General features: G+C 71.2%; 21 protein-coding genes. 10 read left to right on the forward strand and 11 right to left on the reverse strand.

Translation table 11 applies throughout. The features are described from left to right. Positions 1 to 130 precede the first annotated feature (130 nt). Together FJ108_11950 and FJ108_11955 are read left to right on the forward strand one after the other, a co-directional pair. A complete protein-coding gene (locus tag FJ108_11950; protein ID MBM4336607.1) occupies positions 131 to 670 on the forward strand; it encodes a hypothetical protein in 540 nt (179 codons plus the stop codon). A 1-nt stretch (position 671) separates the two neighbouring features. Next, positions 672 to 1,217: a hypothetical protein gene (locus tag FJ108_11955; protein ID MBM4336608.1), complete on the forward strand. Its 546-nt coding sequence runs from the start codon at positions 672 to 674 to the stop codon at positions 1,215 to 1,217. Between the two features lie 13 nt (positions 1,218 to 1,230). Here the strand turns inward: FJ108_11955 and FJ108_11960 are convergent, their stop codons facing one another. Both FJ108_11960 and FJ108_11965 read right to left on the reverse strand, forming a co-directional pair. After that, entirely contained in the window at positions 1,231 to 1,992 is a 762-nt protein-coding gene (locus FJ108_11960) for a glucose 1-dehydrogenase (GenBank protein MBM4336609.1), read from the reverse strand. A gap of 31 nt (positions 1,993 to 2,023) precedes the next feature. Then, positions 2,024 to 3,073 (reverse strand): CoA ester lyase, encoded by a 1,050-nt coding sequence (locus FJ108_11965; protein MBM4336610.1) that lies wholly within the window; start codon positions 3,071 to 3,073, stop codon positions 2,024 to 2,026. Between the two features lie 72 nt (positions 3,074 to 3,145). On the opposite strand from FJ108_11965, the gene FJ108_11970 reads away from it, so the two are divergent. From FJ108_11970 to FJ108_11990, 5 genes are all read left to right on the forward strand, one after another. Further along, entirely contained in the window at positions 3,146 to 3,631 is a 486-nt protein-coding gene (locus FJ108_11970; protein MBM4336611.1) for a peroxiredoxin, read from the forward strand. A gap of 16 nt (positions 3,632 to 3,647) precedes the next feature. Continuing rightward, a complete protein-coding gene (locus FJ108_11975; GenBank protein MBM4336612.1) occupies positions 3,648 to 4,112 on the forward strand; it encodes a MaoC family dehydratase in 465 nt (154 codons plus the stop codon). Between the two features lie 166 nt (positions 4,113 to 4,278). Then, positions 4,279 to 5,031, forward strand: coding sequence for a hypothetical protein (locus tag FJ108_11980; GenBank protein ID MBM4336613.1), 753 nt, complete (start codon positions 4,279 to 4,281; stop codon positions 5,029 to 5,031). 30 nt (positions 5,032 to 5,061) lie between these two features. Continuing rightward, positions 5,062 to 6,246 (forward strand): hypothetical protein, encoded by a 1,185-nt coding sequence (locus FJ108_11985; GenBank protein ID MBM4336614.1) that lies wholly within the window; start codon positions 5,062 to 5,064, stop codon positions 6,244 to 6,246. Beyond that, complete coding sequence (locus FJ108_11990; GenBank protein ID MBM4336615.1) at positions 6,243 to 7,868, forward strand: amidohydrolase; 1,626 nt, start codon at positions 6,243 to 6,245, stop codon at positions 7,866 to 7,868. Before FJ108_11985 ends, FJ108_11990 begins: the two co-directional genes overlap by 4 nt. On the opposite strand, the gene FJ108_11995 is transcribed toward FJ108_11990, so the two are convergent. Both FJ108_11995 and FJ108_12000 read right to left on the reverse strand, forming a co-directional pair. Beyond that, complete coding sequence (locus FJ108_11995) at positions 7,865 to 9,358, reverse strand: DUF21 domain-containing protein (protein MBM4336616.1); 1,494 nt, start codon at positions 9,356 to 9,358, stop codon at positions 7,865 to 7,867. The genes FJ108_11990 and FJ108_11995 overlap by 4 nt on opposite strands. Before the next feature lie 4 nt (positions 9,359 to 9,362). Beyond that, positions 9,363 to 9,764 carry a hypothetical protein gene (locus FJ108_12000; protein ID MBM4336617.1) on the reverse strand — a complete coding sequence of 134 codons (402 nt, stop codon included), beginning with the start codon at positions 9,762 to 9,764 and terminating at the stop codon, positions 9,363 to 9,365. A gap of 51 nt (positions 9,765 to 9,815) precedes the next feature. On the opposite strand from FJ108_12000, the gene FJ108_12005 reads away from it, so the two are divergent. After that, entirely contained in the window at positions 9,816 to 11,609 is a 1,794-nt protein-coding gene (locus tag FJ108_12005; protein ID MBM4336618.1) for a chloride channel protein, read from the forward strand. A 19-nt stretch (positions 11,610 to 11,628) separates the two neighbouring features. Here FJ108_12005 and FJ108_12010 read toward each other — a convergent pair whose 3' ends face one another. Further along, positions 11,629 to 12,258, reverse strand: coding sequence for an NUDIX domain-containing protein (locus FJ108_12010; GenBank protein ID MBM4336619.1), 630 nt, complete (start codon positions 12,256 to 12,258; stop codon positions 11,629 to 11,631). Between the two features lies 1 nt (position 12,259). Next, positions 12,260 to 12,745, reverse strand: coding sequence for a YfcE family phosphodiesterase (locus FJ108_12015; GenBank protein ID MBM4336620.1), 486 nt, complete (start codon positions 12,743 to 12,745; stop codon positions 12,260 to 12,262). Between the two features lie 36 nt (positions 12,746 to 12,781). On the opposite strand from FJ108_12015, the gene rimO reads away from it, so the two are divergent. Then, positions 12,782 to 14,122 carry a 30S ribosomal protein S12 methylthiotransferase RimO gene (gene rimO / locus FJ108_12020; GenBank protein MBM4336621.1) on the forward strand — a complete coding sequence of 447 codons (1,341 nt, stop codon included), beginning with the start codon at positions 12,782 to 12,784 and terminating at the stop codon, positions 14,120 to 14,122. Here the strand turns inward: rimO and FJ108_12025 are convergent. Genes FJ108_12025 through FJ108_12040 form a run of 4 tightly spaced genes read right to left on the reverse strand, consistent with a single transcriptional unit; the run spans position 14,119 to position 17,035 of the window. Next, the gene (locus tag FJ108_12025; GenBank protein ID MBM4336622.1) at positions 14,119 to 14,862 is read right to left on the reverse strand and encodes an HAD family hydrolase; all 744 of its coding nucleotides are present in this window, start codon (positions 14,860 to 14,862) and stop codon (positions 14,119 to 14,121) included. The genes rimO and FJ108_12025 overlap by 4 nt on opposite strands. Positions 14,863 to 14,864: 2 nt before the next feature. Then, positions 14,865 to 15,890: an MBL fold metallo-hydrolase gene (locus FJ108_12030; GenBank protein ID MBM4336623.1), complete on the reverse strand. Its 1,026-nt coding sequence runs from the start codon at positions 15,888 to 15,890 to the stop codon at positions 14,865 to 14,867. Between the two features lie 31 nt (positions 15,891 to 15,921). After that, a complete protein-coding gene (locus tag FJ108_12035; GenBank protein ID MBM4336624.1) occupies positions 15,922 to 16,341 on the reverse strand; it encodes a DUF393 domain-containing protein in 420 nt (139 codons plus the stop codon). Positions 16,342 to 16,345: 4 nt separating this feature from the next. Beyond that, positions 16,346 to 17,035: a rhomboid family intramembrane serine protease gene (locus FJ108_12040; GenBank protein MBM4336625.1), complete on the reverse strand. Its 690-nt coding sequence runs from the start codon at positions 17,033 to 17,035 to the stop codon at positions 16,346 to 16,348. Between the two features lie 68 nt (positions 17,036 to 17,103). Here FJ108_12040 and FJ108_12045 point away from each other — a divergent pair, with 68 nt between their 5' ends. Next, entirely contained in the window at positions 17,104 to 17,388 is a 285-nt protein-coding gene (locus FJ108_12045) for an antibiotic biosynthesis monooxygenase (protein MBM4336626.1), read from the forward strand. On the opposite strand, the gene FJ108_12050 is transcribed toward FJ108_12045, so the two are convergent. Beyond that, positions 17,382 to 17,963, reverse strand: a complete 582-nt coding sequence (locus tag FJ108_12050) for a sulfurtransferase (protein ID MBM4336627.1) — start codon at positions 17,961 to 17,963, stop codon at positions 17,382 to 17,384. The genes FJ108_12045 and FJ108_12050 overlap by 7 nt on opposite strands. Positions 17,964 to 17,965: the final 2 nt, after the last annotated feature.

The following is a 17,965-nucleotide window of genomic DNA, read 5'->3' on the forward strand; positions in this document are numbered from 1 at the left end:
TCAACGCCTGGCTGCAGAACTTCCGCCGCGTCGTCACCCGCTGGGAGTACAAAGCCCAGAACTACCGAGCATTCGTCCAACTCGCCTGTATCTGCATCATGCTGAGACAATTTTGAGACTGCCTCTAGAGATGGGAAAGGCCAAGGGGATGACGCTCGTCGGCGCGGTCAAGTACCTGCGGCGACACCGCGCGCAGGCGTGCGCGACGCTGCCTGGGGAGCTGCAGCACTACCTCGACGAGCGGATCCGCAGCGCCGCCTGGTATCCGGAGCGCGACATGCTGGAGCTGATCCGTGCGACCGCGCGGCTGGTGCCCGGACCGACCGACCAGGTCCTGGAGTTCCTGGGCGAGACCAGCGCGCGCGAGCACGCCGGGGTGTACGGGGATCTGCTGGCGGGCGCGTCGAGGAGCCGGGCATTCGCGCTCTGGTCGACGCAGCACGACACCGGCGAGCTGCTCTTGACCGAGGAGCATCCGACCCAGGTGCGCATCGAGATCGTCGGCTACGAGGATCCGTCGCGCGAGATGTGCCTGGTGACGCAGGGGTACTTCAAGGGCGTGCTGCTGATGAACGGAGCTCGCGACCTGTCGCTCGAGAAGACGGCCTGCAGGCTCTGGAGCGACGACCGCTGCGCCTGGCGCGCGAGCTGGAAGCAGGAGGACGCTTGAGATGGGGCGGGTGAAGGGATCGACGCTGCTCGGAGCCGTGAAGTTCCTGCGCTCGCGCCGCGGCGAGGCGGCTCGGCTTCTCGCCGCCGAGCACGGGCACTACCTGGACGACACGATCAAGAACTCCGCCTGGTACCCGCTCGAGGATCTGCTGGCGCTGGTCGGCGTGGCCGCGGATCTGCTCGGTCGCGCGCGCGACCCGGCGTTCGAGTTCATGGGCGAGTTCGCTGCGCGCGCGCACGCCGAGCTGTACGGCGATCTGCTTCGCGGCGTGGGCTCGAACAGCCGGGTCTTCGCGCTCTGGTCGACGCAGTTCGACGCCGGGCGAATGCACCGGATCGCCGAGGGGCCGGGTCGCGTGCGCGTCGAGCTGCAGGAGTTCGCAAGCCCCAGCCGCGAGCTCTGCCTGCTGATCGGCGGCTACATCAAGGGCACGCTCGCGCTGAACGACGTCGCGGACATCGCGGTCGAGGAGCTCTCCTGCTCGACGAAGGGAGATCCCCTCTGCGCCTGGCGTGCCAGCTGGAAGCGCGACGCGGACGCCTAGCTGCGTCCCCGCTTCAGGCCTGCCCGCCGCCGTAGACGTTGATCTTCTCGCCGGTGATGTAGCTCGCGCGCTCCGAGACCAGGAAGCGCACGGCGTTCGCGATGTCTTCCGGCTGGCAGACGCGGCCGAACGGCATCGCCGCGTCGAGCTGGCGGATGTCCTTCACGCCCATCGTCGCCTTTGCCAGGCGCACGCCCATGTCGGTCTCGACCAGGCCGGGCGCGACGATGTTCACGTGGATGCCGTGCTTCTTCTCCTCTTTCGCGAGCGTGAGCGCGAGCGCCTCCATTCCCGCCTTGCCCACGTTGTAGGGCGCGCCTCCGCCGGCCATGCCGAGCGTCGCCACCGACGAGATCATCACGATGTCGCCGCGCGGCCGCGTGCGCATGCTCGGGATCACCAGCTGCGACAGGTAGAAGGGACCGAACACGTGCGTGCGCACCACGCGCTCGAACTCGAGCGGGTCGGTGTTCTTCACCGTGTTGCCGCGGCTCGCGATGCCCGCGTTGTTCACGAGGATGTCGACGAAGCCGAACTCGGCCACGGCCGCGTCGACGAGCGCCTTGCAGTCGTCGTAGCTGTCGACCGAGCCCGCGAACGCGATGGCGCGCCGGCCCAGCGCCTCGATCGCGGCGACCGTCTCCTTCGCCGCCGCCTCGTCCTTGCGGTAGTTCACGACCACGTTCGCGCCGTCTTCGGCGAGCCCGAGCGCGATCCCGCGGCCGATCCCGCGGCTTCCACCGCTCACGAGCGCGACACGACCTTCCAGCGACATCTCGGATCCTCCCATTCGGCCGCGAAGCGGCTCAGAGCTCGTAGAGCTTCGCGAGGCCCGGATCGCGCGACGCGATCAGCTCGGCCAGCGTGACCATCACCTTGCACTGCTTGAAGGTGGCGTCGTCCTGCATCTTGCCCTCGAGCATCACCGTGCCGCTGCCGTCGGGCATCGCGGCGATCACGCGCTTGGCCCAGAGCACCTCGTCCGGCGGCGGGCTGAACACGCGCTTGGCGATCTCGATCTGGCTGGGGTGCAGCGACCAGGCGCCGACGCAGCCCATCAGGAAGGCGTTGCGGAACTGGTCCTCGCAGCCGACCGGATCGTCGATCGCTCCGAACGGGCCGTAGAAGGGCAGGGCGCCGGTCGCGGCGCATGCGTCGACCATACGCCCCATGGTGTAGTGCCAGAGATCCTGCTGCGCGGTGGTGCGCGGCGCGTCGGCCCCCTTGGGGTCGGGATCGGTGCGCACCAGGTAGCCGGGGTGCCCGCCGCCGACGCGCGTCGTCTTCATGCGCCGCGACGCGGCCAGGTCCGCCGGCCCCAGGCTCATGCCCTGCATGCGCGGCGACGCGGCGGCGATCTCCTCCACGTTCGCCACGCCGAGCGCCGTCTCCAGGATCGCGTGCACGAGCAGCGGCTTCCTGAGACCCGCCTTGGCCTCGAGCTGCGCGAGGAGCTGATCGACGTAGTGGATGTCCCAAGCGCCCTCGACCTTCGGAACCATGATCACGTCGAGCTTGTCGCCGATCTCTCCGACTAGCCGCACCAGATCGTCGAGCATCCACGGGCTGTCCAGCGAGTTGATCCGGGTCCAGAGCTGCGTCTCGCCGAAATCGACCTCGCGCGCGATCTTGATCAGGCCCTCGCGCGCGTCGAGCTTGCGCTCGGTCGGGATCGCGTCCTCCAGGTTCCCGAGCAGGATGTCCACCTGCCTGGCGATGTCGGGCACCTTCGACGCCATCCGCGGGTTGCTCGGGTCGAAGAAGTGGATCATCCGCGACGGCCGCACCGGCACCTCGCGAACGGGGGCGGGCGCGCCGATGGCTTTGGGCGCGAAAAAGTTTCGGGGGCTGCGCATCTGGACGTCTCCTTGCGGGGCGCGGATTCTACCACGCATAATCGCGCGAACCCCGAATCGAGGAGAACCCCCATGGCGATCAAGGTCGGCGACCGCATTCCGAAAGCCACGCTGAAGCGCCTCACGCCCGAGGGCATCAAGGACGTGAACACCGTCGAGTTCTTCAAGGGTCGGAAGGTCGCGCTCTTCGCGGTGCCCGGCGCCTTCACGCCGACCTGCTCCGCGAAGCACCTGCCGGGCTTCGTCGAGAAGGCGGACCAGATCCGGGCGAAGGGGGTGTCGGAGATCGTCTGCATCTCCGTGAACGACGCCTTCGTGATGGATTCCTGGGGCAAGGATCGCAAGGTCGGCGACAAGGTCACGCTTCTCGCCGACGGAAACGCCGAGTTCTCGCGCGCGCTCGGGCTGGACTTCGACGGCTCGGGCTTCGGAATGGGCATCCGTGCGCAGCGCTTCTCGGCGCTGGTCGAGGACGGCGTCGTGAAGTCGCTCCACGTCGAGGCGCCCGGGAAGTTCGAGGTCAGCCGGGCCGAGGGAATCCTGGACGACCTGAAGTGAAGCGCGCGGACTTCTGATGGCCGGGCTCACCTTCGACGAGTTCAGGGTCGGGCAGGTCTTCACGCACCAGCCGTCGCGCACGGTCACCGAGGCCGACAACCTGCTGTTCTCGGCGCTGACGATGAACCCGCAGCCGCTGCACATCGACGCGGAGTTCGCGAAGACGAGTCACTTCGGGCAGCGACTGGTGAACTCGATCTTCACGCTCGGCCTGGTGATCGGCCTTTCCGTCGCAGAGACGACGCTCGGCACCACCGTGGGAAACCTCGGCATGGAGAAGGTCGAGTTTCCGAAGCCCGTCTTCATCGGAGACACCATCACCGCGCAGACGACGGTGCTCGAGAAGCGCGAGTCGAAGTCCCGCCCCGAGTGGGGAATCGTCAGCTTCGAGCACAAGGGCGTGAACCAGCGCGGTGAGGTCGTCGCGATCTGCCGCCGGCAGGCGATGATGCTGAAGGTGCGTCCGGCCGTGTCGGCCTAGCGAGACGATCGCTCTGCTCTGGGTTCCGATCACGCTCGCCGCCGCGGCCCTGCAGACGGCGAGGAACGCGTTCCAACGCGCGCTGACCGGCGCGCTCTCTCCGCTCGGCGCGACCGCGACGCGCTTCCTGTTCGGCCTTCCGTTCGCGTGGCTCTGGGCGCTGCTCGTGTTCGGCTGGACCGGAACGCCGGCGCCCGCGCCCGGGGCCGCGTTCTTCGCCTGGGCGGCGCTCGGTGGCGTCGCCCAGATCTGCGGCACGGCCTGCCTGCTGCACCTGTTCCAGCTGCGCAGCTTCTCGACCGGGATCGTCTTCTCGAAGTCCGAGGTGCTGCAGGTCGCGGTCTTCGGCGCGGTCGTGCTCGGCGACGCGATCACGATCCTCTCGGCGACGGCGATCCTCGTCGCGACCTCTGGCCTGGTGGTGCTCGCTCGCGAGGCGGGCGCGCCGGGCGTTCGCAGCGCGCTCGCGAGCCTGGCGGGACGACCGGCGCTGCTCGGTCTGGCGACGGGCGCGTGCTTCGCGATCGCGGCGGTGGGGTTTCGCGCGGCGTCGCTCTCGCTCGACCTGCCGTTCGCGGTCTCGGCCGCGGCGACGCTGGCCGTGTCGATCGCGATCCAGAGCGCGGCGATGGCCGTGTATCTCCGCGCGGCCGAGCCGGGACAGCTCGGGGCGGTGATGCGCGAGTGGCGGCGTTCGCTTCTGCCGGGTCTGTCCGGCGCCGCGGCCTCCGCGTGCTGGTTCAGCGCGATGACCCTGGAGAGCGCGGCGCACGTGCGAATGCTGGGCCTGGCGGAGGTGGTCTTCGGCTACGCGGTCGCGATCGTCGGCCTCGGCCAGCACCCGACCCGGCGCGAGCAGCTCGGCACGGCCCTGCTGGTCGTCGCGATCCTCGCGCTTCTCTACGACCGCGCGGGCTGACGGACGCCCGCGCTCCGCTACTCCTCTGGAATGCCAGTGCCACGGCCGACGATCGAGCGAATCGAGCTATTTCCGCTGCACGTGCCCTTCCGCGCCCTGGTCCGCGAGGCGATGGCGCGGTCGGCCGGAGGGCTCGGAATGGCGATCGCGGCGGAGGAGCCCTGGACCGGGGGCGACTTCGTGATCGCGCGCCTGACCGCGGACGACGGCACTCGCGGCGTCGGTGAGGCCTTCGTCTGGCTGCCCGAGACGGGCGTCTCACCGGCACAGATCGTGGACGCGGTTGCGCACGGACTGGCCCGCTACCTGCTCGGCGCGAACCCGTTCGACGTCGGCAGCCTGCGCGCGCGGATGGACGCGAACGTCGCGCGCAGCGAGGTCGCAAAGGGACTTCTGGACATGGCCTGCTACGACCTCGCGGGTCGGATCGCCGGGCGCTCCGCCTGCGAGCTCATGGGCGGACGTGGCGCGGACGAGCTGCCGCTCGCGGCGCTGATTCCGCTCGACGACGCGGACTCGATGACGGCCATGGCGCTCGCCTTCCAGAAGAATGGGACCCGCACGTTCCGGCTGAAGCTCGGCAGCGGCGTCGAGGCCGATCGCCGCGTGGTCGCGCAGGCGCGCGAGGCGCTCGGTCCCGAAGCGCGTCTCCGGGTCGACTACAACCAGGCCTACGCGGTGGACGAGGCCGTGCGGGCGATCGAGGCGATCGCCCGATTCGGCATCGACTGCGCCGAGCAGCCGGTGCGCGCCGACGACTGGCTCGGTATGGCGCGGGTGCAGCGCTCCGTGTCCGTGCCGCTGATGGCTCACGAGGGCTGCTTCTCGCTCACCGACGCCACCGCGCTGATCGAGCTCGGCGCGGTCGGAGTCCTGGGCGTGAACACCGAGCGCCCGGGCGGCATCACCCAGGCGCTGCGCGCGATCGACTACGCTTCGCGGCGCGGAATCGGCACGGTGCTGCACAACCAGCCGCTCGGCATCGCCTCGGCCGCGCAGGTGCATCTCGGCGCTTCGCGCGCGTCGGTGCTCGGGCACGCGATGGAGCTGTTCGGGCACGTGATGCTGGAGGACGATCTGATCCTCGAGCCGCTCCGCTACGCGAACGGGCGCGTGCAGGTCCCGCAAGGCCCAGGGCTCGGCGTCGAGCTCGACGTCGACGCGCTCGATCGCTACGCGACGAGCGCTCCCGTGGTGATCGAGCGTTCGCGTTGAACGCGGTCGCCGAAGCCGCGCTCTACACGGGCGGAGAGATCGTCACGCTCGACCCGGCGACGCCGCACGCGGAGGCGCTGGCGAGCGCGGGAGATCGCATCCTCGCCGTCGGAAGCGCGGCCGAGTGTCGCGGGGCGCTCGTCGCGGCCGGCGCGCGCGACTTCGCGCACGTCGACCTGTCCGGGCGCGCGCTCCTGCCGGGATTCATCGACACGCACCTGCACCCCGTCATGCTCGTCTACTACGACATGAACGCCGATCTGCACGGCGTGCGCAGCATCGCCGAGCTGCAGGGCGCGCTGCGTCGGCGCGCGTCCGATCTGCCGCCGGACGAGTGGCTGATCGGGCTGCGCCTCGAGGACGAGACTCTCGCCGAGCGCAGGCTTCCGACGCGGAGCGAGCTCGACGCCGCGTGCGCCGATCGTCCCGTCGTGGTGGTGAAGCACGACGGGCACGGCGCCGCCGCCAATTCGCTCGCGCTCGCGAGCGCCGGAATCGACGCGAACACCCCCGATCCGCCGGGCGGCAGGATCGCGCGCGATCGCGACGGCCGCCCGCTCGGGCCCTGCTACGAGGCCGCCGCGCAGCGCCTCCTCGGCCGCGCGCCCGCGCCCGAGCTGGCGCGCCTGAAGAGCGCGGCGAGCCGCTCGTTCGCGCGACTTCCCGCCTGCGGCATCACCTCCGCCGGCGTCGTGCTCCAGACCGACGAGGAGGGGCCGGCGGGCGCCGCGGGAAGTCTGGAGTCACTCGCCCTGCAGCTCCTGCTCCCGGAGCTGCCGATCTCGACCTACGCGATCCTGGTCGGGCGCAGTGTCGCCGCGGCGGTCGCCGCGCGCGCGACGCCGCTCCACGACCCGGCCGCCGGGCGCAGAGTCGGCGGCTTCAAGATCTTCTCCGACGGCACGTTCGGGAGCTGCACGGCGTGCATGCACGAGCCGTTCAGCGATCGGCCCGGCGAGCGCGGCTTCATGACGCTCGAAGACGACGAGATCCTCGCGCGGATGCGCGCGGCCCACGCCGCGGCGCTGCAGATCTGCGTCCACGCGATCGGGGATCGCGCGATCGAGCGGTGCATCGATCTGTACCAGCGGCTCCTCGCGGAGGCCCCGCGCCGCGATCACCGTCACCGCATCGAGCACGCGTCGATCATCGCGCCGGAGCAGATCGCCCGGATCGCGCGCCTCGGGCTCTGCGTCTCGACCCAGCCGCTCTTCATCCACTCCGAGAAGGACTGGCTGCACAAACGGCTCGGCGCCGAGCGTGCGAAGCGGGTCTATCCGCTGCGTTCGCTGATCGACGCCGGAGTCCTGGTCGCGGGCGCCTCCGACGCGCCCGTCGAATCGCTCGACGTGCTGCACGCGATCCAGTGCTGCGTGACGCGCGAGGGCTTCGAGCCGCAGCAGTCGCTGTCCGCGTCCGAGGCGCTGCGCTTGTTCACGAGCGACGCGGCGCGGCTCCAGTTCGAGGAGTCCGAGAAGGGAACGCTCCGCGCGGGCCTGCGCGCCGATCTGGTGCTTCTCTCGGCCAGTCCGCTCGCCGTTCCCGCGACGCGGATCTCGGAGATTCGCGTGCTCCGCACCGTCTCGGGCGGGCGCGTCGTGCACGACGCGGGCGAAGCCTAATCCAGCGCGCCCGGATCCGCGGCGCGAAGCACCTCGACGACCTGCGCCCCGCTCTCCGCTGCGCTCAGGCGCTCGACCACGTAGTCGCTGTCGAGCAGGCCCGCGATCCGGGCGAGCAGACGCAGCTGGACGCGCGGCTCGCGCGCGGGCGTGACCATGATGAAGATCAGGTGCGCGCGCTCGTCGCGACCGGGCACGGGGATTCCTGCGTCGGAGCGCGCGAAGACCAGCACGAACTGGTCCAGGTCGGGAAGGCGCGCGTGCGGAGCCGCGAGCCCGCGGGCGAGCAGCGTCGGCATGCCTCTCTCGCGCTCGACCACCGCGTCGGCGATTCGCGCGGCGGGCAGCGGAAGCTCGCCGGGCGCAATGCGCGCGAGCGCCTCGCGGATCGCGCCCTCGAGCGACTCGGCCTGGAGCCCGAGCACGACGCGGCCCGCCGTGAGTCCGTCCGCGACGAAGAGCGGCGCCTCGAGCTGGAACTCGTCCTCGATCGTGCCGACGATCTCCTCGATGATGTCCTCGAGCGTGATCAGCCCGGTCCAGCGGTCGGCCGCGTCGAGCACGATCGCCATGTGGAAGTGCCTTCGCTGCAGGTCTCCGAGCAGCGTCTCGAGCGACGCGTCCTCGCGGACGGTCGGATAGGGCCGCGCGAGCGCGCGCAGATCGGGGTGACCGAGCCCCTCGGGGCCCGCGAGCACGAGGTCCTTCACGTGCACGATGCCGATCGGCTTTCCGCCGGCGTCGACGAGCGGGTAGCGGCTCTGCCGGTGCTCGCGGATCAGAGCCAGGTTCTCGGGCCACGGCGAATCGGCGCGAAGCACCGCGACGCCGGAGCGCAGCCGCATCGCCTCCGAGACGCGCACGGAGCGCAGGTCGAAGACGTTCTCCATCAGCAGCAGCTGCCGGAACGAGAGCGAGCCCGCGGTCTGCGAGAGCTCCAGGATCACGCGCAGCTCCTGCTCGGTGTGGAGCGGCTCGCTCGCGGGTGTGCCGAATCCGATCAGCCGCAGCACGGCGTTCGCGGCGCCGTTCAGCACCATGAGCGGGACCCAGAGCAGGAAGCGCGTGAGCGCAAGCGGGCGAGCGATGCCGAGCGCCGAGCTCTCCGGCACCCGGATCGCGAGCGACTTCGGCACGAGCTCGCCGAACAGGATGTGCAGGAACGAGACCAAGAGGTACGCGAGCGCGATCGCGGCCCCGTGCGCCCAGGCCCACGAGCCCAGAATCGGCTCGAGCAGAACCGCGAACGCGGGCTCGCCGACGAAGCCGAGGCCGATGCTCGCCAGCGTGATGCCGAGCTGACACACCGACAGGTACTCGTCGAGGTGCGCCTGGATGTGCGCGACCAGGAGCGCGCGCGGATTTCCCTGCTGGACCAGAGCCTCGACCTGGGTCGGCCGGAGCTTCACCATCGCGAACTCCGCGAGCACGAAGAACGCGTTCAGGAGCAGCATCACGACCACGGCGATCAGCGCGGCTCCGGTCGTCACGACGCTACTTCGCCCCTACCCATGCGGACTTGGGCAGCGCGCGGGTTCGGATGCGCGCTCCCTGCGGCTCCAGCACGACGATCTTCGGGTTCTCGTCGTCGCGCCGCAGCTGCAGCTCGAGCGCCAGGCGGCGCCGATCGGCGTCGAGCAGCGACCAGGCGCCCTGCACGGGGGCGCCGAGCACGGTCCACCACGGATCCGTCTCGTCGAGGACCTCCGCCTCGGGCGAGAGCGGCGCGCCGCCGCCCAGCGCGAGCGCCAGACCGCCGTCCTCGAGCGACACCGAGAGCAGCCCCCGGTCGAAGCGAAGCCAGAGCTCGCGCGGCCCGCCGGACTCCACGCGAAGCAGACGGCTGGCTGCGCGCACCAGCTCGGCGAGTTGTGGCTCGGGAAGGCGGTGGACCATGTGCCCCTCACTCTAGCAAGCGGATAGACTCGCGTGCGGAGGAGCGAGGCATTGTTCCAGCGCCTGATCGCGCGGATCTCCGAGTCGCACACGCGCTGGATCGCCTGGGGAATGGCGGTCGGCGTGCTCTCGGGGATCTCCGCGGCGCTCTTCTTCGTCGCACTCGAGTACGCGACCCACCTGACGATGCACGAGCTCGTCGGCGCCGCGCCGCCGGCTCCCCCGGGCGACGCGCTCTTTCCAGCATCGGGCGCGCCGGATGCGGAGCCGCGCCGCTGGCTGCTCTTCCTGCTCCCCGCGCTCGGCGGGCTGCTCTCGGGCCTGCTCGTGTATCGCTTCGCGCCCGAGGCCGAAGGCGCCGGCACCGACGAGATGATCCGCGCGTTCCACCGCGCGCGCGGGGTCGTGCGCCCGCGCGTCCCGCTGGTGAAGGCGTTCGCGACCATCGCCACGCTCGCCAGCGGCGGAAGCGCAGGAAAGGAAGGCCCGGTCGCGCAGATCGGCGGCGGAATCGGCTCGGCGCTTGCGAGCTGGCTCGGGCTCTCCGCGCGCGACCGGCGGATCCTGCTGCTCGCGGGCACGGCCGGCGGGCTCGGCGCGATCTTCCGCGCGCCGCTCGGCTCCGCGATCACCGCGATCGAGGTGCTCTACCGCGAGGACTTCGAGAGCGACGCGCTGATCCCGTGCGTGATCTCGGCCGTCACCGCCTACGTCGTCTTCGTGCTACTGGTCGGCGGGCAGCGCATCTTCGCGGTTCCGGAGTTCCCGCTCTTCTCGCCGATCGAGATTCCCGGCTACGTGGGGCTCGCGCTGCTCTCGGTTCCGGTCGGGCGCGCGTACATCGGCCTGTTCAAGTTCCTGCGCGCGCGCGTCTTCGCGAAGCTCCCGGGGCCGCGCGCGCTCCGCCCGATGCTCGGCGGCGTCTTCGTCGGTGCGATCGGCCTGTTCGTGCCCGAGGTCCTCGGCGTGGGCTGGGGGCATCTGCAGCGCGCGATCGAGGGGCAGATGCTCGTGGGCACGCTCGCGCTGGTCGTGGTCGCGAAGATCGTCGCGACCTGTCTCACCGTCGGATCGGGCGGAAGCGGCGGCGTGTTCGGGCCGACGCTCTTCATCGGCGGAATGCTCGGGGCGCTGGTCGGCTACGGCGGCGCAGCGCTCGCGCCCGCGTTCTTCCCGAACCCGGCAGCCTTCGTGCTGGTCGGCATGGCGAGCTACTTCGCCGGCGTGGCTTCGGCGCCGATCGGCGCGATGCTGATGGTCACCGAGATGACCGGCGGCTACGCGCTGCTTCCGCCGCTGATGCTGGTGTCGGTGCTCGCGATCCTGCTCGCGCGCGGCCGCTCGATCTACGATCAGCAGGTGAAGGACCGCTTCTCCTCGCCAGCGCATCTGGGCGACCTGACGCTGAACGTGCTCGAGGAGATGCGCGTCGCCGACGTGTACCGGAAGTCCGAACGCGTGCCGAGCGTCGAGCCCGGCACGCGCTTCGAGCGCGTGCGCGAGATGGTGCTCGGCTCGGGCGACGCGACCGTGCCGGTGGTCGATTCGGGCGGCCGGCTCGTCGGGCTGCTCACCGCGGAGCAGATCCGACCGGTTCTCGACGAGCGACAGCTCGACGGCTTCGTCGTGGCGGGCGACATCGCCGCAAAGCCGATGGCCCTTCAACCCGACGACGATCTGTTCCGCGCGCACGAGCTGTTCCGCGCTTCGGGATGCCCGCAGATTCCCGTCGTGCTCGCCGCCGATCCCGAGGACCCCTGCGCGGGGCGGATCGTCGGCATGCTCGACTACCGCGACCTGATGCGCGCCTACGAGCGCGAGCTCGCGCGCCGGCGCGAGGCCTGAGCGGCGAAGTCGAAGCTGCTCAGTCGAAGTAGGGCAGCGCCTTCGGGTCGCGCGCGACGCGAAGCGCCTCGCGCAGGTGAAGCGGCAGGGTTCGCCCGAGCGAGAGCTCGGGCAACGCCGCGAGCGGCCAGTACCTCGCGTCGGTCGCCTCGCTTCCCGCAATCGGCTCGGCGTCGGGATCGACCAGCCGCCCCGTGAACACCAGCTTGTGGATGTGGAACAGGTGCGGCGGACAGTCCGGCTGCAGGCGCGTGTCGAATACGCCGGCCAGACGCTGCACGCGCGCGACCACGCCGGCCTCTTCGGCCGCCTCGCGAACCGCAGCGTCCGACGGGCTGTCGCCCACGTCGACGAAGCCGCCCGGCAGCGCCCAGCGCCCGTCCATGCGCTCGCGGACCAGGAGCACCGATTCCCCGCGGAAGAGCGCGAGGCGCACGTCGAGCTTCGGCGTCACGTAGCCCCGGTCCGCGGCGCGGAAGACCAGCTCGAGTCTCTCGGGCTCCGCGGTCGCCCCGTGCGAGGCGAGCCGCGCCGCGAGCGCGAGCAGCTTCTCGTAGCGCTCGCGGTCGAACGGGCCCTCGGTGTAGTGCAGTCCGGTGAGCGCGAGCGCCCGGATCTCGTCGGCCAGCTCGAGCAGCACGCGCGCCACGCTAGAACCGCAGCCGCTCGGGCTCGAGCGCGGCCAGGTCGAGCACGCCCACCGAGTTCTGCCCCGCGACCAGACCCGCGCACTCGCCGGGGTTCCAGATCAGGGTTCCGCTCGATCGCTCGAGCGAGTGGCGGTGCTCGTGGCCGTGCAGGACCACGTCCCGGTCGTGGAGCGCGAGATCGCCGTGCGCGTACCGATCGTGAACGACGGTGATCCGTCGGCCCGCCCAGTGCAGCTCGAGCGGCGGCTCCACCAGCTCGATGCCGAAGTGCCGTGCGGCCCGGCCGAGCGCCTCGCGCTCGACGTCGTTGTTCCCGTACACGCCGACGATCGGCAGCTCGAGCCGGGCCAGCACGCCCAACGTGTCGGGCCGGGTGATGTCCCCGGTGTGGACCACGCGCGATACGCCCGCGCCGCGCAGGAGCTCGACGATCCGCGCCACGTTTCGCGCGTTGTCGTGCGTGTCGCTGATCACCCCGATGCGCATCGCCGCGGAAGGCTAGCATGCTAGAGTGCCCGGCCGATGTCGTCCTCCCCGACACCGCCGCGCGTCTACTTCCGGACGCTTGGCTGCGCCAAGAACCAGGTGGACTCCGAGGTCATGCTCGGGTCGCTCGCGCTCGGCGGCTACGCGATCGCCGAGCAGCTCGCGGATGCCGAGGTCGCGATCGTCAACACCTGCTCGTTCATCCAGGCCGCCCGCGAGGAGTCGATCCAGGAGATCCTCGAGCTCGCGGACTGCAAGCAGCGCGGCGAGCTGCAGGCGCTGGTGGTCGCGGGCTGCCTGCCCCAGCGTTACGGCGCGGATCTCGCCAAGGAGCTGCCCGAGGTCGACGCGTTCGTCGGCACGGGCCAGTTCCAGAACATCGCCCGGATCCTCGACGACGCGCGCTCCGGGCGCTCGCGCGGCGTGTACGTCGACGCCGGACGAACCCATCTCTACGACGAGTCGAGCCCACGGCTGCTGATCGGCGCGCGCCACTCCGCCTACCTGAAGATCGCCGAGGGCTGCGACCGCGTCTGCGCGTTCTGTGCGATCCCGGCGATCCGCGGCCGCTTCCAGAGCCGCACGCTCGACTCGATCGTGGCCGAGGCGCGGCAGCTCGCGGAGCAGGGCGTGCGCGAGGTGAACGTGATCTCGCAGGACACGCTCTCCTGGGGAAAGGACCTGGATGGCCGGCCGCGGATCGACGCCCTGATCCGCGCTCTCGACGCGGTCGACGGGCTGGACTGGGTCCGCCTGCTGTATCTGTATCCGAGCGCGCTCGGCGACGCGGTGATCGACGCGTTCGCGGGAGCCCGGCGGGTCCTGCCCTACATCGACGTTCCGCTGCAGCACGCCAGTGACTCGCAGCTGCGCGCGATGAAGCGCGGAGTCACCGCCGAGCGCCAGCGCCGGCTGGTCGCACGCTTGCGCGAGCGGATTCCGGGCGCGGTCCTGCGCACGACCTTCATCGTCGGCTTTCCCGGCGAGACCGATGCGGACTTCGAGACGCTGTGCGAGTTCGTGCGCGAGACGCGCTTCGAGCGGGTGGGCGTGTTCCGCTACTCCGACGAGGAGGGCACCAGCGCGCAGGCGCTCGGCGAGAAGGTGGCGCGATCGGTCTCGCGCAAGCGGCACCGCGAGCTGATGAAGCTGCAGCGCGGGATCATGCGCGAGCAGCTCTCGGCGCGGATCGGCGAGAGCGTGCGCGTGCTCGTCGATTCGGGATCCGCCGGCTACTCGGTCGGCCGCACCTGGTCGCAGGCGCCCGAGGTCGACGGCTGCGTGATGCTCCGCGGGCGCGCGCGCACGGGCGAGCTCGTGAACGCGCGGATCACGGGCGTTCGCGACGTGGATCTCGAGGCCGAGGTCGTCTCCTAGCGCGCCTCGCGAAGCTCGAGCAGCCGCGACGCGAGCGACGGCACGCTTGCGGTGAGCGGGCAGTCCACCTCGCCCCAGTCGCCGTGTGGATCGAGCAGCAGCGCGTGCAGCCCCGCCGCGCGCGCGCCGACGACGTCGGCCGCGTACATGTCGCCGACGTGGAGCGTGCGCGTCGGGTCGCTGCCGAAGAGCGAGAGCGCGTGGTCGAAGATGCGCGGGTCGGGCTTCTCGAATCCGACCACGTGCGAGTCGACGACCGCGTGCAGGTACGGCCGCAGCCCCGCGCGCGTCAGGCCCTCCTCGACGGTGCCGTCGGCATTCGAGACCACGACCAGCCGGTAGCCGGCCGCGCGCAGCCGCGCGAGCGCCGCGGGCACGCCGGGAATCACGGCCGACCAGAGCTCGAGCGAGCGACCCGGAAAGCGGATCCGCGGCACGAGCGCCGACACCAGAGCGGATCGCGCGTCGTCCGCGAGCGAGAGCGCGCGGCGCAGGACCAGATCGACGTACGCGGAGAACACGTCGCGCCCCTCGGTCGAGCCGCCGCTTGCTACCGCGCGCGAGATCAGCGGCCGGGCCGCGGCCTCGGCGCGCGCGAGCGCGTCCGCGCGGCAGGCATGGCCCAGCGCCGCGAGCTCGCGCGCGACGAGCCCGAAATCCATCGTGATCAGCGTCCCGCCCGCGTCGAGGAAGAGGGTGTCGATCTCGGCCAGCGGAAGCTGGTTCGCGCGCGCGTCCATGCTCAGTCCCCCTTCGGCACGTGCCAGCGCTCGCCGATGGCGAGCACGCGCACGTCCGACGGGTCGCCGCCGGCCTCGCGCACCGCGCGGTCGAGCTCGCGCGGCGGCAGGTCGAGCGGCTCGTCGGTCAGGTCGAACGTGCCCCAGTGGATCGGCACGAGCGTCTTCGCGCGCAGGTCGCGAAACGCCTGGTACGCCTCGGCGGGGTCCATGTGCTGATCCTTCATGAACCAGCGCGGCTCGTACGCGCCGATCGGCAGCAGCGCCACGTCGATCGGGTCGAACTCGCGGCCGTACGCCGCGAAGCCCTGGAAGTAGCCGGTGTCCCCGGCGAAGAAGTAGGTGTACTCGCCCGAGTCGAGCAGCCACGCGCACCAGAGCATCCGGTTCGTGTCGCCGATCGAGCGCCGCGACCAGTGCTGCGACGGCAGGCAGGTGATCGTCCAGCGGCCGCGCTTCGCGCTCTGCCACCAGTCGAGCTCGGTCACGTCGTCGCGGCCGCGCTCGCGGAGGAACTCCCCCATGCCGAGCGGCACGTACCAGCCGACGCTCGCCGGCAGGTTCTCGACCGTCCACGAATCCAGGTGGTCGTAGTGCGAGTGCGACACGACCGCGAACGCGTCCGAGGGGATCGCCTCGAGCGGAACGCCGGGCGGTAGCGCGCGCTCGGGCAGGAGCGCCCGGTCGGAGAAGTGCGGGTCGGTCAGCACCACGTCGTCGCCGTCGTGGATCGCGACGGTCGCGTGTCCGACCCAGGTGAGCTCGGAGGAGTGCTGCATCCCGGCGAGCGAGCGGCCGTCGTTCGCTACGCGTGGAAGCACCGGCGCGGCGCTCTTGTCGGGGGCGTTGCTCGAGAAGCGCCAGCGCAGGAAGTCGACGAAGCTCGTCTCGAACGGGCGCCAGGGATTGAAGAACGTGCCGTCGGGATTCCGGTGGGGCGCGCGCAGCGGATCGACGTCGGTCGACTCGCCGGCGAACGCCGCGCAGGCGAGCAGGGCGATCCCGATTCCGAGCGCGCGGCGCAGCATGGAGCGAGAGAAGCCCGCGGCGGAGCCCCAGTCAAGGACGCAGGTCGAAGCGCCCCCGCAGCTCCGGCGCGATCACCGGACAAGCCTCGTCCTTGCGGCCGAAGACGCGGTAGCGCGAGCGCGCGATCGCGTCGTAGAGCGCGTCGCGCAGGTGCGCCGGGACGAGCGCGAGCACGCGAGCGAACACGCGGTGCGCACCGCCCAGCCGCTCGCCGAGGCGCAGCGCGGCGGCCGAGCGCACGAGCAGGCGACCGTCCGCGGTGCGCACGGCGATCGCGTCGGGAAGGCCCGCGCGTTCCGCCTCGGAGAGCTCCGCGCGAAAGCGCGCTCCGCCGATCGGCGCGAAGCGGAAGCGCGAGCCGTCGCGGTCGCGCGCGAGCAGGTACACGACCGAGCCGTGGCACAGCGCGCAGCCGCCGTCGTAGAAGACCGTGTCGGGCGGCTCGCGCATCCGACTAGCGCGCGGCCGCCGCGCGCGGCGCGCGCAGCCCGAACACGAGCACGACGGCAGCGCCGAAGGCGAAGCCGCCCGCGTGGGCCCACCACGCGACGCCGCCCTGGCCGGGAACCGAGGCCTCCTGCGCGCCCGCGATCACCTGGAAGACGAACCAGAGCCCGAGCCAGACGACCGCGGGAACCGAGATCACGCGCACGATGAAGACGAAGATCACCAGCGTGTGAACGTGCGCGTGCGGGTAGAGCAGCATGTACGCGCCCATCACGGCGGCGATCGCGCCGCTGGCGCCGATCGTGGGCACGATCGACTCGGGGCTCGCGGCCACGTGCGCCAGGCCCGCGACCACGCCGCCCGCGAGGTAGAAGAGCCCGTAGCGGAGGTGCCCGAGGCGATCCTCGACGTTGTCGCCGAAGACCCAGAGGAACAGCATGTTCCCCGCGAAGTGCGCGATGCTCCCGTGCAGGAACATCGAGCTCAGCAGCGGCCGGTAGGGCGCGGAGTCGAGCAGTCCGTCGCGCGCGATCAGCGAGACGAATCGCGACGGCACCAGCGCCCAGTCGTGCAGCAGCGCGTCGATGTCCGCTCCCGCGCGAAGCTCGAGGACGAAGGCGATCGTGCAGAGCGCGATCAACGCGTAGTTCACCAGCGGAGACCGGTGCGAGTGGAGCGTGTCTCGAATCGGGATCATGATTCCGCCGAAATCCGCGCGGAGCGGCTTCGACTCGCGTAAGGTGTCGAATCGAGGAGGCAGGCGAAATGGTCACGATCGGGATGAACTACACGGTCCTCGAGGGGAAGGGGCAGATCTTCGAGGACGCGTGCGCGCGCGTGATCGAGACCATGAAGGGCATCGACGGTCACTCCGAGTCGCGCCTGTTCAAGGAGGTGGGCCCGGACGCGCGGACCTACCTGATCGTCTCGGTCTGGGCCAGCGAGGAGGCGTTCCGCGCCTTCATCGCCTCCGACGCGTTCAAGAAGGTCACGAACTGGGGCGCGCTGAACATCCTCGCCGGCCGGCCGAGCCACACCGTCTATCACTGATCTCCGGTCGCGATCGGAACGTCGTCGCAGTCGCCCCACTCGGCCCAGGAACCGTCGTAGACCGACACGTTCCGGTGTCCGAGCAGGGCCAGCGCGAAGGCGTCGAGCGCGGCGGTGACTCCCGAGCCGCAGGTCGTGACGATCGGCCGCTCGAGATCCACGCCCGCGCGCGCGTAGACGTCGCGCAGCTCGGAGAGCGACCTGAACGACGGCGGGTCGCCGCGCAGGTTCCGGTCGTAGGGGACCGATCTCGAGCCGGGTATGTGGCCCTTGCGGCGGGTGTGCTCCTCGCCCTCGCCGCGGAAGCGCTCGGCGGAGCGCGCGTCGACGATCTGCGCGCCGCCGTCGCGCACGATGCGAAGGACGTCCGCCTTGTCGCGGAGCAGCTCCGGCCTGGGCCGGGCGCGGAACTCGGCCTGCGGAAAACCCGGCACCGCCGCGGTCACCGGGCGTCCCTGCGCGACCCAGCCTGCGAAGCCGCCGTCGAGGAGCGAGACGCGCTCGTGTCCCGCGTAGCGCAGCGTCCACCAGACGCGCCCGGCCGAGAAGCCGCCGAGCCGGTCGTACACGACCACGT

This window comes from Deltaproteobacteria bacterium, from assembly GCA_016875225.1.
Lineage (GTDB): Bacteria > Myxococcota_A > UBA9160 > SZUA-336 > SZUA-336 > VGRW01.

What these genes read in the sequence shown, in the direction of transcription:
- FJ108_12000 (MBM4336617.1), bottom strand. Translation starts at nt 9,764, where the DNA reads ATGGTCCACCGCCTTCCCGAGCCACAACTCGCCGAGCTGGTGCGCGCA.
- FJ108_11965 (MBM4336610.1), bottom strand. Translation starts at nt 3,073, where the DNA reads ATGCGCAGCCCCCGAAACTTTTTCGCGCCCAAAGCCATCGGCGCGCCC.
- FJ108_12030 (MBM4336623.1), bottom strand. Translation starts at nt 15,890, where the DNA reads ATGCTGCGCCGCGCGCTCGGAATCGGGATCGCCCTGCTCGCCTGCGCG.
- FJ108_11970 (MBM4336611.1), top strand. Translation starts at nt 3,146, where the DNA reads ATGGCGATCAAGGTCGGCGACCGCATTCCGAAAGCCACGCTGAAGCGC.
- rimO (MBM4336621.1), top strand. Translation starts at nt 12,782, where the DNA reads ATGTCGTCCTCCCCGACACCGCCGCGCGTCTACTTCCGGACGCTTGGC.
- FJ108_12040 (MBM4336625.1), bottom strand. Translation starts at nt 17,035, where the DNA reads ATGATCCCGATTCGAGACACGCTCCACTCGCACCGGTCTCCGCTGGTG.
- FJ108_11985 (MBM4336614.1), top strand. Translation starts at nt 5,062, where the DNA reads ATGCCAGTGCCACGGCCGACGATCGAGCGAATCGAGCTATTTCCGCTG.
- FJ108_11975 (MBM4336612.1), top strand. Translation starts at nt 3,648, where the DNA reads ATGGCCGGGCTCACCTTCGACGAGTTCAGGGTCGGGCAGGTCTTCACG.
- FJ108_11950 (MBM4336607.1), top strand. Translation starts at nt 131, where the DNA reads ATGGGAAAGGCCAAGGGGATGACGCTCGTCGGCGCGGTCAAGTACCTG.
- FJ108_12035 (MBM4336624.1), bottom strand. Translation starts at nt 16,341, where the DNA reads ATGCGCGAGCCGCCCGACACGGTCTTCTACGACGGCGGCTGCGCGCTG.
- FJ108_11955 (MBM4336608.1), top strand. Translation starts at nt 672, where the DNA reads ATGGGGCGGGTGAAGGGATCGACGCTGCTCGGAGCCGTGAAGTTCCTG.
- FJ108_12025 (MBM4336622.1), bottom strand. Translation starts at nt 14,862, where the DNA reads ATGGACGCGCGCGCGAACCAGCTTCCGCTGGCCGAGATCGACACCCTC.
- FJ108_12045 (MBM4336626.1), top strand. Translation starts at nt 17,104, where the DNA reads ATGGTCACGATCGGGATGAACTACACGGTCCTCGAGGGGAAGGGGCAG.
- FJ108_11960 (MBM4336609.1), bottom strand. Translation starts at nt 1,992, where the DNA reads ATGTCGCTGGAAGGTCGTGTCGCGCTCGTGAGCGGTGGAAGCCGCGGG.
- FJ108_12015 (MBM4336620.1), bottom strand. Translation starts at nt 12,745, where the DNA reads ATGCGCATCGGGGTGATCAGCGACACGCACGACAACGCGCGAAACGTG.